The sequence below is a fragment of the Flagellimonas sp. S3867 genome, from assembly GCF_014698935.1.
Classification (GTDB): Bacteria; Bacteroidota; Bacteroidia; order Flavobacteriales; family Flavobacteriaceae; genus Flagellimonas.
The window spans coordinates 49,409-64,933 of record NZ_JACVMN010000003.1 but is presented as its reverse complement, the minus strand read 5'-3'; the positions used below and the strand labels follow the sequence as shown (position 1 = coordinate 64,933).

The 15,525-nt window shown below is 37.4% G+C and carries 21 protein-coding genes; 1 reads left to right on the top strand and 20 read right to left on the bottom strand.

Annotated elements, in window-relative coordinates:
- Window positions 1-36: 36 nt before the first annotated feature.
- The 19 genes from IAG46_RS13615 to IAG46_RS13525 all read right to left on the bottom strand — a co-directional run bounded on the left by IAG46_RS13615 (window position 37) and on the right by IAG46_RS13525 (window position 14,310).
- A complete protein-coding gene (locus IAG46_RS13615; RefSeq protein ID WP_190810941.1) occupies window positions 37-339 on the bottom strand; it encodes an STAS domain-containing protein in 303 nt (100 codons plus the stop codon).
- Window positions 340-445: 106 nt separating this feature from the next.
- The gene (locus IAG46_RS13610) at window positions 446-1,156 is read right to left on the bottom strand and encodes a LytTR family DNA-binding domain-containing protein (RefSeq protein WP_190810940.1); all 711 of its coding nucleotides are present in this window, start codon (window positions 1,154-1,156) and stop codon (window positions 446-448) included.
- Between the two features lies 1 nt (window position 1,157).
- Window positions 1,158-1,481, bottom strand: a complete 324-nt coding sequence (locus tag IAG46_RS13605; protein WP_190810939.1) for an Hpt domain-containing protein — start codon at window positions 1,479-1,481, stop codon at window positions 1,158-1,160.
- Complete coding sequence (locus tag IAG46_RS13600) at window positions 1,474-2,532, bottom strand: ATP-binding protein (protein ID WP_190810938.1); 1,059 nt, start codon at window positions 2,530-2,532, stop codon at window positions 1,474-1,476. The genes IAG46_RS13605 and IAG46_RS13600 overlap by 8 nt, the downstream gene beginning before the upstream one ends.
- Window positions 2,533-3,660, bottom strand: a complete 1,128-nt coding sequence (locus IAG46_RS13595; protein WP_190810937.1) for an FIST signal transduction protein — start codon at window positions 3,658-3,660, stop codon at window positions 2,533-2,535. It abuts the gene before it with no gap.
- Window positions 3,657-6,077, bottom strand: coding sequence for a PAS domain-containing sensor histidine kinase (locus IAG46_RS13590; RefSeq protein ID WP_223826710.1), 2,421 nt, complete (start codon window positions 6,075-6,077; stop codon window positions 3,657-3,659). The genes IAG46_RS13595 and IAG46_RS13590 overlap by 4 nt, the downstream gene beginning before the upstream one ends.
- The gene (locus tag IAG46_RS13585) at window positions 6,031-6,573 is read right to left on the bottom strand and encodes a heme NO-binding domain-containing protein (RefSeq protein ID WP_190810936.1); all 543 of its coding nucleotides are present in this window, start codon (window positions 6,571-6,573) and stop codon (window positions 6,031-6,033) included. Before IAG46_RS13585 ends, IAG46_RS13590 begins: the two co-directional genes overlap by 47 nt.
- A gap of 77 nt (window positions 6,574-6,650) precedes the next feature.
- Entirely contained in the window at window positions 6,651-7,049 is a 399-nt protein-coding gene (locus IAG46_RS13580) for a response regulator (RefSeq protein ID WP_190810935.1), read from the bottom strand.
- 124 nt (window positions 7,050-7,173) lie between these two features.
- Entirely contained in the window at window positions 7,174-7,539 is a 366-nt protein-coding gene (locus IAG46_RS13575; protein WP_190810934.1) for an MmcQ/YjbR family DNA-binding protein, read from the bottom strand.
- Window positions 7,536-7,940 carry a Dabb family protein gene (locus tag IAG46_RS13570; RefSeq protein WP_190810933.1) on the bottom strand — a complete coding sequence of 135 codons (405 nt, stop codon included), beginning with the start codon at window positions 7,938-7,940 and terminating at the stop codon, window positions 7,536-7,538. Before IAG46_RS13570 ends, IAG46_RS13575 begins: the two co-directional genes overlap by 4 nt.
- An 8-nt stretch (window positions 7,941-7,948) precedes the next feature.
- Complete coding sequence (locus IAG46_RS13565; RefSeq protein WP_190810932.1) at window positions 7,949-8,572, bottom strand: DUF4230 domain-containing protein; 624 nt, start codon at window positions 8,570-8,572, stop codon at window positions 7,949-7,951.
- A 14-nt stretch (window positions 8,573-8,586) separates the two neighbouring features.
- Window positions 8,587-9,030 carry a DUF1569 domain-containing protein gene (locus IAG46_RS13560; protein ID WP_190810931.1) on the bottom strand — a complete coding sequence of 148 codons (444 nt, stop codon included), beginning with the start codon at window positions 9,028-9,030 and terminating at the stop codon, window positions 8,587-8,589.
- Between the two features lie 19 nt (window positions 9,031-9,049).
- Entirely contained in the window at window positions 9,050-9,799 is a 750-nt protein-coding gene (locus IAG46_RS13555) for a cyclase family protein (RefSeq protein ID WP_190810930.1), read from the bottom strand.
- On the bottom strand, window positions 9,796-10,932 hold the full coding sequence (gene hemW, locus IAG46_RS13550; protein WP_190810929.1) for a radical SAM family heme chaperone HemW: 1,137 nt from the start codon (window positions 10,930-10,932) through the stop codon (window positions 9,796-9,798). The genes IAG46_RS13555 and hemW overlap by 4 nt, the downstream gene beginning before the upstream one ends.
- Before the next feature lie 64 nt (window positions 10,933-10,996).
- Window positions 10,997-11,353, bottom strand: coding sequence for a four helix bundle protein (locus IAG46_RS13545; protein WP_190810928.1), 357 nt, complete (start codon window positions 11,351-11,353; stop codon window positions 10,997-10,999).
- A 40-nt stretch (window positions 11,354-11,393) separates the two neighbouring features.
- Window positions 11,394-11,951: a crossover junction endodeoxyribonuclease RuvC gene (gene ruvC, locus IAG46_RS13540; RefSeq protein ID WP_190810927.1), complete on the bottom strand. Its 558-nt coding sequence runs from the start codon at window positions 11,949-11,951 to the stop codon at window positions 11,394-11,396.
- A gap of 4 nt (window positions 11,952-11,955) precedes the next feature.
- Window positions 11,956-12,429 carry a hypothetical protein gene (locus IAG46_RS13535; RefSeq protein ID WP_190810926.1) on the bottom strand — a complete coding sequence of 158 codons (474 nt, stop codon included), beginning with the start codon at window positions 12,427-12,429 and terminating at the stop codon, window positions 11,956-11,958.
- Between the two features lie 103 nt (window positions 12,430-12,532).
- A complete protein-coding gene (locus IAG46_RS13530; protein ID WP_190810925.1) occupies window positions 12,533-13,951 on the bottom strand; it encodes a M56 family metallopeptidase in 1,419 nt (472 codons plus the stop codon).
- Window positions 13,948-14,310 carry a BlaI/MecI/CopY family transcriptional regulator gene (locus IAG46_RS13525; protein WP_190810924.1) on the bottom strand — a complete coding sequence of 121 codons (363 nt, stop codon included), beginning with the start codon at window positions 14,308-14,310 and terminating at the stop codon, window positions 13,948-13,950. The genes IAG46_RS13530 and IAG46_RS13525 overlap by 4 nt, the downstream gene beginning before the upstream one ends.
- Window positions 14,311-14,447: 137 nt before the next feature.
- Between IAG46_RS13525 and IAG46_RS13520 the strand changes: the two genes are divergently transcribed.
- Window positions 14,448-14,957, top strand: coding sequence for a DUF456 domain-containing protein (locus IAG46_RS13520; RefSeq protein ID WP_190810923.1), 510 nt, complete (start codon window positions 14,448-14,450; stop codon window positions 14,955-14,957).
- Here IAG46_RS13520 and IAG46_RS13515 read toward each other — a convergent pair.
- Window positions 14,949-15,503: a nitroreductase gene (locus tag IAG46_RS13515; RefSeq protein ID WP_190810922.1), complete on the bottom strand. Its 555-nt coding sequence runs from the start codon at window positions 15,501-15,503 to the stop codon at window positions 14,949-14,951. The two genes, IAG46_RS13520 and IAG46_RS13515, sit on opposite strands and share 9 nt — an antisense overlap.
- Window positions 15,504-15,525 lie beyond the last annotated feature (22 nt).

The window sequence follows — 15,525 nt, the reverse complement described above, 5'->3', positions numbered from 1 at the left end:
CGGGCATCACCAAAAAGTGATGCCCAAGCTATGCTTTTATATTCTATCTGGACTAAGAATATAATTGGTTTTTGTAGCATTCAAAATCTCTGTCACACATGAATTTTGTCGACCAATCAAAGAAACCACTTTGTTTTGTCGGGCTGATTTTTGGTAGAGTTTTTCAAAAAAATGCGCGGATGCTGAGTCCAACTCTGTAACCCTTTCCAGGCTAACCACAATGTTATCGTGTTGTTCCATAATGTGATTAAAATAGGAGTTCAGCGCTCCAACATGTTGTGTGGTTACCTTACCAAAGATTTCAAAAATTCCTCTGTGTTCTTTTATTTCCAATGACATATGTTAAAAGATTTAATTGGTTATCTACTATCATTTAACATTTTCACAAAGTGCTCGTATCTATAACGTAAAATAATAGTTAAATTGTAGTATTTTTCCTTCTTTTTTATAATAGATTTAGCCGTTGCATTAATTCAGGTCTATTTGACCGACTTATTGGAATGACACTCCGTTGAATCAACACACTATTATCCTGAATATCAATAATTTGAGTGAAGTTTATTATAAACGATCTATGAATTTGCAAAAATCGGGATTGTGGTAATTTTTCCTTGATTTTTTTCAGGGTGGAATGTACACGATACTGTTTATGCTGTGTTTTAATTTCTATATAATCACCCTGCGCCTCAATCAACAATATATCGTGAAATTTTAATTTGATGAGTCTACGATCAATATTGATGTACAGATCTTCATCTTCCGCTTGCATCAATTGGTTTTCTGTCTGCTCAGTGGCCAATTGCCTGAAAGCATTGTTCAACTTTATAATACACTTTTGAAAGCGTTCGTAGGTAATTGGCTTTACCAAATAATCTACAATAAATTCATATCCATAGGCTTCAATAGCAAATTCTTTATCAGAGGTGGTCAAGACAATTTTTGGGGGATCATTCGCCATTTCAATGAAGTCCACTCCAGTAAGTTTGGGCATATGGATGTCCAAAAAGATTAAATCCACAGTTTCGTGCTTTAAAAATTTTAGCGCCTCCAGCGCATTGGGAAATTCAGCTACCACCTCCATTTCAGGAATAGCCTTGCATAGTTCTGAAACTATCGCCCTTGCACTCGCTTCGTCATCTACTATTATACATCTCACCTTAAGCTATTTTTAAAATGAACTCTTCTACTGATTTCAATATTTGCTTAAACTCTTCTTTGAGCTTTGTATCTCCGTACTTAAGATCTTCTTCGTACTTAATGGCCAATTTGTACCCCCCCGTCAATCCAAGAATACCTAATTTGTGTTTTATTTTATGGACAATTTTTGCGGACTCTTCCAAATTGTCGCTTTCCAGATTTTCTAGATAGTCATTCTTTTCCTTTGGAAATTCTGTTTGGATGATGGTCAAGAATTTCTTTTCAAAATCCTCGTTTCCACCAGAAATCTCTTTTATATAATCCAAGTTGGGTTGCTCAGCCATTGGGGTCATTTTTAATTGTAAAAAAGAAGGTGGTACCCATGCCCTCTTCCGAGGATAACCAGATGTCACCTTTATAAAAATTTATAATTTTCTTTACCAGGGCCAGTCCAATTCCCGTTGCCCCGGAGTTGTTCTCAAGTTTTTTGAACATTCCAAAAATTCCAGTCTGTAAATGCTTGGGTATTCCTTTTCCATTATCGGTAACACTAAAAAGCCATCCATCGTACTCTTCCTTAACATCAATCATAATAGATCCGTCCTCTTTATCCTCGGCGGCAGCAATGGCATTGGTGATCAAGTTTTTAAACAACTGCTCTATTCTGTATTTACCCGTTAACAATTTTGGCAAATGCCTGCTTTTTTTGATGGTTACGTTTTCAGGCACATAAATGGTTCGTTCTATTTCAGCAATGAGCTCATTTAAATCAACGGTAGATGCATTTTCTTGGATGGAATCTATGGTTGAATGCCTTAAGATTCCATCAATCAAGCTGTCCATCTTCGCCAAGTTTTGAAAAATCAATTGCACATTTTCCTTGCTCTGTTCTTTAAAAACTTTCTGCCCATCTTCAAATACCCAACTCACCAATGAGTGTACATTTCTAATTGGGGATTTAAGATCATGGGAAACCATGTGTGCATAATTGTTCAAGGATTCGTTCTGTTGCTCCAAATTCTTGAGCAGCATGTCCTTTTCGGCCGTTATTTCAACAAGTTTATGCGCCTGTTTCTCAATATCCTCGACCAATTTCTGTGGATTAACATCCAGCTTTCCATTGATTCTGTCCGAGGTTTTGTCCTGCATGGAAGCGACTGCCCGACTTAAGGATTCAAGTACCTTACGCTGGTTCTCCGCTTCTTTGTTCAATCGTAAATTGGCATTGTACAATTCCTCTGAACTTAAAGACGTGGCCCGTTGAATCATTTTCAGTTTTTCATCAAAATCTGAATATGATTTACTCACGGAATCAAAGAACACCTCCAATTCTGGATGTTCGGCCAATTCCGTAGGCAAAAATTTCTTTATTTGTCTTTTAAGTAGAGAATGCATTTATTCACTCATTAATGTTAGGGTCATGGTTTGGTTATGCAATTGGCATTCGTTTTTTCCTGCAAACGGTGCCATTTCGCCATAAGAGTAAAACCCTGTGATTTTAGCCTGGTCGCCAATAATATCGGCCACCTCTTCTATTTCATCTTCAGTTCGCTGATCCAACACCAATTTTCTTCCTACACAACTCACCAATATGGCCAGCTCAGGTTTGCTTTTCCTATCTCGCATAGCTAACTCGGCTGCATTGGAAGCTCCCTCCGCAATATCATCCATCGTGGACATCATTAATTGTACTTTGGAGTTTAGGGGTACATCACCGGCCAGTATCATGGAGTTGGCATCTTCGTCAATGTTTAAAATAGTTCTTACCAATGGTTCTGATTGATCATTTTGTTGCACCGTCAATGGATATAAAAGTGCCGCTTGCGGAAGTTCAGCTGCTTTTTCACCTAGGTATTTTTTGTAGAGATCAAGGGCCGGTTTACCATCAATTTCATATAAAACGTTGCCTTCAGATTTGGTGATGGTTCTTTCCGGTCCAAATGGGGTCCAGCCACCAAAATTGGCATAGGAAACTTCTAAATCTTCGCCATAGAATCCAACAGCAACCACTTCACCTTGTTTTGGATTTTCGTTATAGGATGTCAATGTTTTTTCGAATCGGGCTCCATCTCCGCACAGACCGCCAGTAATTGAAGCTTGGAATCCTTCTACAGATTCAAGGCCATCTATCAATCCACTTCCATTTACAAAACTGCCATCGGAGACAATGAACATATGGTTTAGTTTTTTGGCGTTGAATTGATTTGAAATAGCCAATCCCATTTTTTCGATATCAACAAAGTCCGAAACATTTTCGCTTACAATTTCAAACTTGGTTCGCTCAAATTCTATAGCGGTTAAAGTGATACTTTCTTCGAACACATTGGTTTCAATTATTTCTCCTGAGGTGGAACCAAAAACCAAGTGTCCATCTGGATACAACTTTCTTATCTCTTTATATAATTCTTCGGACTCTAATAAAAACCTATCTCCAAAAACCAAAACCAATGGTTCTTTTAGGGGTTGATCCTGTATAAAATCCCATTCGCCTCCTTTGAAGCGTTTTGCTTGATTTACTTTCATTTTTTCTTGATTTTAGATTCTTTTTGCAACGTAAAATAGAAGGTTGTGCCTTCTCCAATTTCGCTTTCCAGCCAGACTTTCCCGCGGTACCGGTCAATAATCTTTTTAACTATGGAAAGTCCTATTCCAGTGGAGCGTTCATTGTTTCCAATGGACTGGAATATTTGAAAAATCTTTTCATGGTATTCCTTCGGAATGCCAACACCGTTATCTTTTATACTGAACTCCCAATGGGTTTGGTCTTCTTTATAGTCTATTTCAACAAGTCCATCTTTTTTGTCGATGTTCACCACTGCATTGCTCAAAAAGTTTTGGAATAGTTGGTGGATTTTGGTTTTATCTGCCTTAATGGAAGGCAAATTCTTTTTGGTTTTTATTTTTACGTTTTCAGGGATATAAATGATTTCCTCGATTTCACGAATTACTTCATTAACATCTACATTGGTATTGTCAAGGGTATCGCTGTTTACCGTAGAGTATTTTAGAATTCCGCTGATCAATTTATCCATCCCCTCGATTTTCTCTTGCATCATTTTTAGGTTGTACCTGCCATTTTCATCCAAGGCATCCTTGTAGTCATCATACATCCATGTGGCCAGTGCACTAACACTTCTTAAAGGGGATTTGAGGTCATGGGAAACTATATGGGCATACTCTTGCAAGCCTTTATTACTTGCCTCAAGTTCTTTTAATAGATTCTCTTTTTGAAGTTCAAGATTCTTTTGGTCCGTAATGTCCAGATGGATTCCAATGGACCCAATGACCTTTCCTGCATCATCATATCGGGGAGCGCCACTGATCAACCAAAACCGTTTTTCACCGCCTGCAACTTTTACTTCTACTTCATAGGAATCTGAAACACCCTCTTGTCTTTTTTTGTTATGCAACTCCAGTTTTTCTCGATCTTCTTCAATAATGGTTATGGCATCTTTCGCGTTCTTTCCAATTAGGTCATCCGCGGATTTGCCGATCATCTCACTAAAACTTTGGTTGACCATAAGAATGTTTTCATCACCGTCAACCTCAACAAGGCCTAGATGCATATTTGCTATTATGCTACTGTATTTTTCCTTTTGTATTTCGAGATTCTTTCTATAGTTCTTTCTTAGGGTAACATCGTTGTAACTCCATAAATGCCCCTGGTATTCGCCATTGTTAAACAGAGGTATATAATCCCTCTCAAATGTTCGTCCATCCAATAGTTCCATTTCATCGGCGGTGACTACTTCTTTTTTATCGATTACCTTATCAATTCTCTTCATTGCCTCTTCAGGCTCCTGGAACATATGTTTGTATTTATGAATGGATTTTTTGCTATTAACGCCCTTAAGTACATCTGGCGAAACAGGGATGCCGAATAGATCACAGAATTTTTGGTTGGCCAAAACAATTTTTCTGTCTTGATCTTCAAGTAAAATACCTGTTTGCAAATTTTTGATGAGGGTGGCCATTCGTTCTTCAGAGGCCCTTAGTTTTTCTTCTGAAATCTTTTCATGAGTAATATCCTCGATCATGGCCACACTGTACTCTATATCTCCACTGGAATCCATCAACGAACTCATGGAGGTTTTTCCATACAAGGTATCGCCGCCTTTTTTATAAAACTTTCGAACTATAGAGAATTTCTTTGTGTCATCTTCCAAACTTTTCTGTAACAAGTCCTCATATAGATTGCTATCCTCCAATGACGATATATCATTGATTGATAGTTTTTTGAGTTCTAATTCGGAATATCCCAAAAGGTCTACAAAGGATTTGTTTGCCTTTATTATTTTGTCTTTTACAATCAATAAAATTCCCAAAGAGGAATTTTCTACAATAATGTCCTGCTGCTTTTTCTGATTTTCCAAGAGTTTTCGAATCTCAACTTCTTGGGTGATGTCACGTATTACACCTTGCGCAGCAATAGGGCTTCCACTTTCATTGTAAATGAGGCTGGCATTAATGTTTACATATTTCTCTCCCTTAATTTTTGTAATTATTTTGGCGGTATAATTATTAAGTATTCCAACCTGCATCAAGGTCTTAAAGGATTCTGCAGTGTATTCTAAATAATCTGGGTGGACCAAGTTGGATAAGTTTACTTCCTCCTTGGTATGATCATATCCCAAAAACTCCTTGGCAGAAGCATTCATATTGATCACATTGGTCATCATATCCATAACCACATAGGGATCAATTATATTGATGAAAGCACTATCAATTCGGTTTCCCTTATTATTGAGCAAGGATTCTAAACGACCGTTGGCTTCTTTAAGGTGAAGTGAGGCATCGTACAACTCCTTCGCCTTACTTTCAAGAAGGCCTTCGGCAGTTTTACGTGCTTTTTTTTCGCGTTCCAGTGCACGCTTTAATATGGAAACTTGGTTATTATCCATTTTGGACGATCGCAAACCTGACTTCTGTACCGTTTTCATTCAATAGTTTATATTCCACCTTTACCAATTTTTCGAAATGCTCAAATGTTTTTACAATTAGCCCATGAGCCAAGGCATACAATCCTCTCGATGATGTATAGATCATTTCCAATGAGTTGTCTGTTTTGGAAAGGATTTTAAATTGGGGGAGTTCAGCGTCGGGGTATAGTTTTTTTACGTGTACGTGTATATGATCTTCTATACAATTTAAAAGCCCAATCGGGCTTTTATAGCTATCAACCACATCGGGGTGTGCGGCCACAAGTCCTTCGAACAAATAATACCCAAATGAGTACAATAGATTTTGTTGGGATATGCCTGTAGTGTTGCTCAATTCCGATAGTAAGCTGACCATTTCATTAAAATCATACGTGCCTACAGAGGTATATGCCCCACCGGATGGAAGATCACAGTTTTCGATTATGACATCGACAACCTCCAAACCGTAGGTAGCCTCTACCATTTCCAAAAACTCGGTAAAAACAATTCCTTTCATAATAAGAGTATTATGATTTAAAAGTAGGAATTGTACTACCTTATATTAAAAATTATGTTGTGAAATACGGATTTTTGTTAGCCTTTGATCAATTCGCTGATTTCCCAGTAATCAAAAACCTTTTTAAGTTTGGATTCGTAATCCTCATATTTTAAAGGTTTTATAATGTAGCCAGCGATTCCAATTTCGAAGCATTTTAATAAATCTACCCGATTTTCAGATGTGGTCAGAATAATTGTTGGAAGATATTTAAGTCTGTCATCTGCCTTTATAATGGAAAGAAATTCAATACCGCTCATCCGGGGCATATTTAAGTCCAAAAGAATGATATCGGGCAATACGCCATCCTCTAAGATTCCCAAGGCTTCTTCTCCGTTTTTCGCCTCGACAATCTTGTGCTTGGACTCAAACTTTGAAATTGCACGTTGCAACTTCATCGTTTCAATCATATCGTCTTCTATGAATAGCACATTCATGGCACAATTAATTTAGGATACAAAATTTCAAAATTATCCTCAGAAAAGGACTACAAAATAGTTAAATCAAAAAGAACTGTCGACGAATGGTAAAAATGTTTCGGTGAAATCTAAAGGATTTTTCTTATTGGGATGGCAAGGCGTCCAATTCTTCTTTCAATTTTTTGGTCAAACCAGATACCACCAAGTCATATGAATGGTTTACCAATTGCCTAATCAAATCTGGAGAGAGATTGTCCAAAAAAAGTGTGTTCCAATGTTTTTTGCTCATATGATAGCCGGGGGTAATTTGCCCATCATATTCTTCGCGGAGTTCAATAGCTCTTTCTGGATCACATTTTAAATTGCATTGGGGTGGTTTTCTTTCCAAGGGAATCAATGCATACATTTTTCCCATTACTTTAAAAACCAATGTGTGTTCATCAAAAGGAAATTCTTCGGTTACTCCTTTTTTATATAAACAGAAATCTCTTAGTTCTTCTACATTCATTCTTTTATACCAAATGAATCATACACAATAACTTTTTGCCATAGATCTTTGCATTCCTCTATAAAGGTCAGATGGGCTTCTTCTGTTTGATAGCCCTCCTGTGCTTCGGCAGATTCAAAAGTCACTATTAAGGAATAGGTAAATGATCCATCAACCACACCTCTTGTAGCAACAGGTGGTGTCCCAATAAAATTGGTCTTGGCAAACTTGGAGTTTTTTAAAAAGGTCTTCAGTGAAGTTTCAAATCTTACCCTGTTTGCTTGGTTATCTGGGTCCTTGAACCAAAAATAAACAGTATGGGCAAAAGCAGAATCAAAGGTCTTCATATCGTCTTTGGTTTGTGCAAAACTGGTTGTTACAATAATGGTTGTCAATATTAAAGTAATAATTGCCCTTTTCATAATGTATTTTATTCTTCCAACAATTGTTTTTCCCTATTCGTGATTTCCAAAGCGGAATAATCCAAGGTCCATCCAATGGTTTCCACAATTTTTTCGACCAGCAATACGGCTTGTAAAGCTTCCTTTCTCGCTGTTTGCATAAGTCCGCTTTCTGGGATTTTCTGTTTTATATGATCTTTCGCTTCTTGATTGACCTTCGTCAAATCTTCCGATGAAAAGCTATTGAACAATCCATTTTTCACATCGTAATATTGTAGCTCTGGTTCGATGGACAAAACTTCAGGTTCAGGAAAATTGGTTAGAATGATTCTTTTGTTTTTGTTATCTGCCTTCAAACCCAGTTTCTGAAGATCATAACCAATGTGGGCTTTTGCCTTAACAATGATCAACGCTTTTTTCTTACTGCTCAAAAGGTTCATTAGTCCACCTTTTGTATTCTCGTAATGGTAAATCTCTGCAAAATCCCCTTCAACAGAAATCAGTTTACAAACGCTTTTTATCTTATCCAACAATACTGTGGATTGCTGGTTGGTGATCTCCTTACTTTTCTTTTTCCGAAATAAGGAGAACAACCAATACATAAGTATTGCTCCAAGAACCAGCCCCAAAAAAGCTTCTAAAACGCTATCCATATCCGATTACTAATTTATACATTAAATTGTTCTAGATGATGGTTTAGATGATAGATTGCCAGTCTTTCCCACTTCTCCTTGGGCAAATTGCCAAAATACGGATGAGGGAAAAATGCATAGTCACTGGACAGCTGTCGGAACTCAATTATAAATTTTTTCAATGTTTCTTTGTCTTCCTCATAATCTAAAGGCTTTGTTCCATTCCCTTCTACTTGTCCGAACCCTTTTGGTGTTGGAACCGTTTCACCCCGTTTTGCTCGGGCAGTAATCTCCTTAGGATTTACTTGTCCATATTCCAACGCTTTCTTCTGCCCAATTGCCATTCTAAAAAAATCTGTGCAATGACAGATCATTTGATGGGCATTCATTTTGCCAAATGAAGGTTTTTGATCTATTGTCAAACCATCAATTCTTGAAAAAAATCCGTGCATTGCTTGCTCTGTAAAAATATCAGGCATAACGAAATCTATTTGAGAATCATTTTATAATTTCAAACAAAACCGGTCTACTGGGGCTCGCATCGTTTTCAAAAGGAGCAACCTGAAGGTTTAAAAAGTAACTGCCATCTTCAATGGTATTGGCAACATAGATAAATTCGGTAATCGTAGCTTTGGTCCTTGGTTTTCCATTCATGTTCCAAAACGCGTTGTGGGCCAACAGCGCTCCATCATCCTTTTCCTTGTCAACAGAAGGAAGATCAATCAGTAAATGATCTATCTCTTTTGCCACAAGATAGTTCACTGCTTCTTCCAACAGATATGGTGGATTTGTATGTGAATATTGTAATGAGCATTTGTTTTGCATATTTGGAATGGTCCTTATGATCAAGGCTTCTCTTTTTTTGTTTCCCAAAGCGTACTTTAATTGCTTTTCTGATATCACAAAGTCCTCTCCTTTTTTTTCCGGTGCCACGGTAATCACTTCTGCAAAGAAAAAAAACTGTTTTAGGCTTTGGTTTATGGAATGAAAGCTTTCTGTTATATGACCCAAACATTCGGTATGTGTCACATGCGAATGTGGGTTGAACCAAATATCATTAAAGTTAACCGGTGCACCTTCCGATACTTTCCCAATAAAATCTCCTTCTTGATGCGGAGTAATTTTTGGAGCATCCAAATACCAGGCGTTAACATTGTTTTTTCCTCCACGAAGCGGAATGGAAATATCCAAAGGTTTGGATAAATCAATTTTATGATTCCGTGAGTTATATTTTATAGTGGCAATCATGATTCCAAGTTAATCATAAAAAGATTTGACGCAATTCCATCAACCAAAAACTTTCCTTTTTGGGTGGCCAGTAATTTCCCTTTCTCCAAATACAACAAGTTTTGATCCACATATTTTTTGGATTGCCCCTGTAAATAGCTGGAATATGTTTTTCCAAAATCTTGCTCAATTTTTTCAATTGAAACACCCCAAATGGTGCGTAAACCTGTCATTACATATTCATTGTATCTATCCGTTTTTGTCAAGGATTCAATTTCTTGTGGTATCTCGCCATTTATTAAAGCTTGAATGTATTTTATATTGTTTCTAATATTCCAACTTCTGTTTTTTCCGTCAAAAGAATGCGCTGAAGGGCCAATTCCCATGTACTTCTTTCCTTGCCAATAGGATGTGTTGTTTTTAGAAAAATAACCCGGCTTACCAAAATTGGAAATCTCGTAGTTCACAAATTCGTGCTTGTCCAAAATCTCAACTAAAATATTGAACTGTTCTTGGGCCTGTTCGTCATCCACATCAGGGATCACTCCCTTTTCAATGAACTTTTTAAGCGCGGTTTTAGGTTCAACGGTCAAAGCATAACTCGAGATATGGGGCAGGTCAAAAGCAAGTGCCTTTTCAATATTGGATTTCCATCTTTCATTATCCATTCCCGGGATTCCGTAAATCAAGTCGATAGTTATATTGTCGAAATATTTTTTTGCCTCCTGAATACATTCGTAGGCCTCAATGGCACTGTGCGCCCTATTCATCAGTTTCAAATCTTCATCATAGAAAGATTGAATTCCTATACTAAGACGATTGATTGGGCTTTTAGACAGTTGGATTATTCGATTTTTGGATAAATCATCAGGATTTGCCTCAAGGGTAATTTCTGGGTTTTCAACTACTTTGTAATGGTCGTACACCTTCTTTATTAGGCCTTCGATTTCTGAAATTTCCAAAACAGAAGGAGTCCCACCTCCAAAATAAATGGTTTCAACCATCTCGGACACAAACTCAGCCTTTCGCAGTTCAATTTCTCGTTGAAGCGCCTTAACCATAACCTCTTTCTTCCCTAACTGTGTAGAAAAATGAAAATCACAATAGTGACAAGCTTGTTTACAAAATGGCACATGGATGTAAATTCCGCTCATAACACTGAACAATTATCAGTTGACAATAATCAATTTGCAATGTACAATTAACAATGGATAATGATTATTTATTCATTCTAGTGGTTTTTAGAATGGAGAACATGATTTTTGATAGTTCATCCGCATCCCTAATTAGGCCATTGGCCTGTTCAATATCCAAATAGTCCGAATCTTTCAATAAGGAAAGCCAATATTTGGTTTCCAAGCTTTCTTTATACGAAATTGAAACCTTAGCAGAAAAGTCAGCTTTGGAAATTGCTCCATTAGCTTCTGAAATATTTGCACCAATCGAAGTGCCTGAACGCAATAATTGTTTTGATAGGATATACTCTCTTTTTTCTTTGTTCAGCTTTTTATACAATTGAACAATTTTCAAGGCAAAATCATAAGATTTGCTCCATAACGGGTTTTCTTTGTGCATATAAGTAGGTTTTGATTAGTCATTGGCAGCTGTTGATTGATTATTGCTTATTGATTTTATCAGCATTTTGCTTCACAAAAGCCTCCCACCCAGTATAACTTTTACCAACCTCAACCCTACCTTCATTATAAAAATGACAAACTGCTGCGGCAAGCCCATCGGTGCTATCCAAATTTTTAGGTAGTGTTTTTAGTTTCAATACACTTTGAAGCATTTTGGCCACCTGTTCCTTACTGGCATTTCCATTACCAGTGATGGCCATTTTGATTTTTTTTGGCATGTATTCTGTGATGGGAACTTGTCTAGAAAGCCCGGCTGCCATAGCAACTCCTTGGGCACGCCCCAACTTGAGCATGGACTGCACATTTTTTCCAAAAAATGGTGCTTCTATTGCAATCTCATCAGGGTGAAAAGTATCAATGAGTTCCAAGGTGCGCTCAAAAATCAGTTTGAGTTTGGTGTAGGGGTCATCATATTTACGTAACATCAGCTCATTCATCTGCACAAAGTGCATTTGTTTGTTGACCACCTTGATGATACCAAAACCCATAACTGTTGTCCCTGGGTCAATTCCTAAAATGATTTTTTCTGTAGCCAAATTGTTATTGGGTATTTAGTACTAGTGGAAGTCGAAACCTAAGGCCCACGGGTATTCCTCTTTTAAGGGCTGGAGCTACGGTTAAATTGTTCAATCTTTCCGTGATTTGCTCGTTAAAATCGGCTATTTCATTTAAAACAGATTGTTTTTCCTCCATTTCCAAAATAGAGATAAAGCCATGTTCGTCTACCTCAAAATCTATATATAAGGTGTCCTCTAACTCGTTATCCACTTCAAAAGATAAGCTATCCAGTGTGTCGGATGCTATCCGCAGCATTTGGTTCTGAAAACAATCGCGTTGAATTTGTTTAGGGGCGGTTTCATCGCATCCTTCAAAAAGTGGGTATTGGTCAACATCGTTCCAATCAATGGCCAACAGTTCTTCATTGACTCTATTTTTGGTCTGTTCTTCCTTTGATGTGAAAAGTTCACAAGAAGTAAACAAACCCAAAAACATCAACAATATAAGCTTCCGCATACAGCCCCTAATATTTGGCTGAAATTACGATTTTTTGACCAGAAAGATAAAAGCAAAAAGCCTGAAAACATTCTCAGGCTTGTTACTTTGAATTCTTGAATCATTAATCCAATTTAAAAGTAATCGGAATGCTAAAAGGTACGTTTACAACTTGCCCTTTTTGTTTACCTGGCTGCATTTTTGGTAATCTGGAGATTATACGAGCCACTTCATCCTCCAACAGTTTATGTGGCCCTCTTTTTCTAATATCAATAATATCACCCTCACTGCTGATTTTAAAAATAACATTTACCCTACCTTGAATACCGAGTTCTTGAGCTTCTTTAGGATAATTGAAATGCTTTCGTATATGCTCTTGCATTTTTACCTGAAAACAATCTTTTTTATCTTCAGCATTTTCACATCCGGGAAAAACAGGTGCTTCATCCACAACTGCAAAGGGAAAAATATCTCCAGAAACACCCTGAGCGCCATCAACTCCCATGGCTACAGTCCAGCCATCAGATGTGCTCATTGTTTGCTTCAATTTATCGGTAAATGTATTGGAAAGCGAAGAAAGTGCTTCAAGTTCATTGGATGAAAGTTGTTCTTTTGCCTCAATTTCTTCTTGAAGTGCCGCAATTTGCGAAGACAAGGAATCTTCTTGGGTTCCATTCTGGATTGATCCACTATCACATGATGTGTAAATCAACATTCCCAACACCAAAGGCATTAACAATGCGTACTTAAATTGATAAATCGATTTTGATTTTTTCTTTGTTAACATGACTATTCGTTTTTTGATTAATGATTGTTTAAAAAATTGATTGACTAGACTAAAGTTCTGGATTTGAAACACTTCGGAGAGCAAGAGCTCATATTGCACCCGCTTATTCGTTTTGGATGCCTGTGCGTCGGCGATAAACTCATGAAGTTCTGAAATGCGGTTTTGATACAGGTAAACGAGTGGATTGAACCAAAATACAATTCGCATGATCTCAAAAAACATAAGGTCCAGAGAGTGCCATTGTTTTACATGCACCATTTCGTGTACCAGAATGTTCTCCTGCTTTTCTTTTGGTATGCTTTCGCCCAGAAATACATTTTTGAAAAAGGAAAACGCTTGTTCACTCTCAAGTATAACCACCTTGATAAAATCCCTTTCCCGTGAGACAACACCATTTCTTTTAAGTTTATATATGCGGTTTAGTTTCACCACCAACCAAACTATCATGCTAAGGCTTCCTGCTCCTAGAACTACAAAAGTCCAATTTATATCTTGCCAAAATCCACTCTGCGAAGCATTGGTTGACAAAACAACTTCATCCAATTGCCAGAAAAACTGTTGATATTGTACCAAGCTTTCGGGAATCGTGGTTTTAAAGGCTTCAATTTTCACCCAAGGCAGAAGTAACGAAAGTATAAACGTGCCTAGCAGATAAGCGCGGTTCCATTGAAGAAAAGTCTCTTTTTTCAAAAACAGGTCATATGCCAACAGAAAGACCAATTGAATGGTCAAACTTTCCAATAGATAGGTTATCATTTCTTCTCGTTTTTAATTTTCTGCATAATCTCTTCCAACTCGCTTAAGCTGATATCATTATTTTTCATAAAAAAGGATACCATACTTTTAAATGACCCTTGAAAGTAGCCGTCAACCAGTTTCGATATAGATTGGTTACTATACTCCTCCTTCTTCACCAGCGGAAAATAAATGTGTCCCTTGCCTACTTTTTCATGATCTACAAATCCCTTGTCTTCTAAAATTCTGATAATGGTGGATATCGTATTATATGCAGGCTTGGGTTCTGGCAATTCTTGAAGCAATGAAGCTACATTTGCCTTTTCCAATTGCCACAACAATTGCATTACTTCTTCCTCCGCTTTGGTCAGCTGTTTCATGTTCAACTAAGTTTTTAGTTATACTTTCAAACAAATATAACTAAATTTTTAGTTTAAACTAATTTTTTAGTTAAAAATTGACCCGTAGTCTTATTGTAACAAATCCCCCTTACATTTGTCTTATAGGAAATTGAATCATGGACATTGCTCTGCTTATTATCGGATTCCTTTTAATGCTCGTGGGTATCTTGGGTAGTTTTCTTCCAGTATTGCCTGGACCGCCTATTAGTTGGGTAGGTTTGTTATTGCTATATCTAACCAAAGCTGTACCCGATAATTGGTGGATTTTAGGGGGAACTTTGGTTCTTGCACTTGCGGTCACTGTTTTAGATTATGTAATTCCAGCCGCAGGGACTAAAAAATTTGGAGGTAGTAAAGCAGGTATGTGGGGAACCATTGTTGGGCTGTTAGTCGCCATATTTTTTCCCATATTTGGCCCTTTTGGGATAATCATCTGGCCTTTTGTAGGTGCTTTGGTAGGAGAATTGATGAACAAAGCTGATCAAAAAACCGCCATGAAAGCAGCCCTTGGTTCATTTATTGGTTTTTTGACAGGTACTTTTATGAAGTTTGTACTCACCGCGGGTTACCTAGTTTTCTTTATTATAGTTACCGTAAAGTACGCTTCGGAACTTTTTTCATTCTAACCACTCCACTTTTTCTTCAACAGGTCTTCGTTCTACCAAAGGTGGTTCTTCATCATAATATCCCATATAGAAAAAACCAAGGCACTTTTCGCCCTGTTCCAAATCAACAAACTCATCCATAAACTTTGTGAGGCCGGGAGAGCTCCAATAACATCCAATACCCATTTCAGCGCAGCATAACCACATATTCTGAACAGCCATTGCAGTGGCTGCAACCTCTTCCCATTCTGGTAAACTTTCATTGGGGTCACGTTGCATGCAAATGGCAATTATCGCTCCTGCCCTTTTAGGGTTTTCCATTAACTTCTTTACTTTGATTTGTTTGGGTTTGGGGTCCGTTTCCATATACTTATAGGAAAGAAACATACCCAGCTTAGCTTTGGATTCTCCCATAAGCACCTTAAAACGCCAAGGTTCGGTTTTTTTGTGGGTAGGTGCCCAATTGGCTGCCTCTAAGATTTTTTCAATGGCTTCCCTTTTAATCGGCTTATTATTGTATTGGGCAGGAAAAATGCTTCTTCTTTTCTTGATTAAATCAAATACCATGATTAATTTTTATATCGTGCAA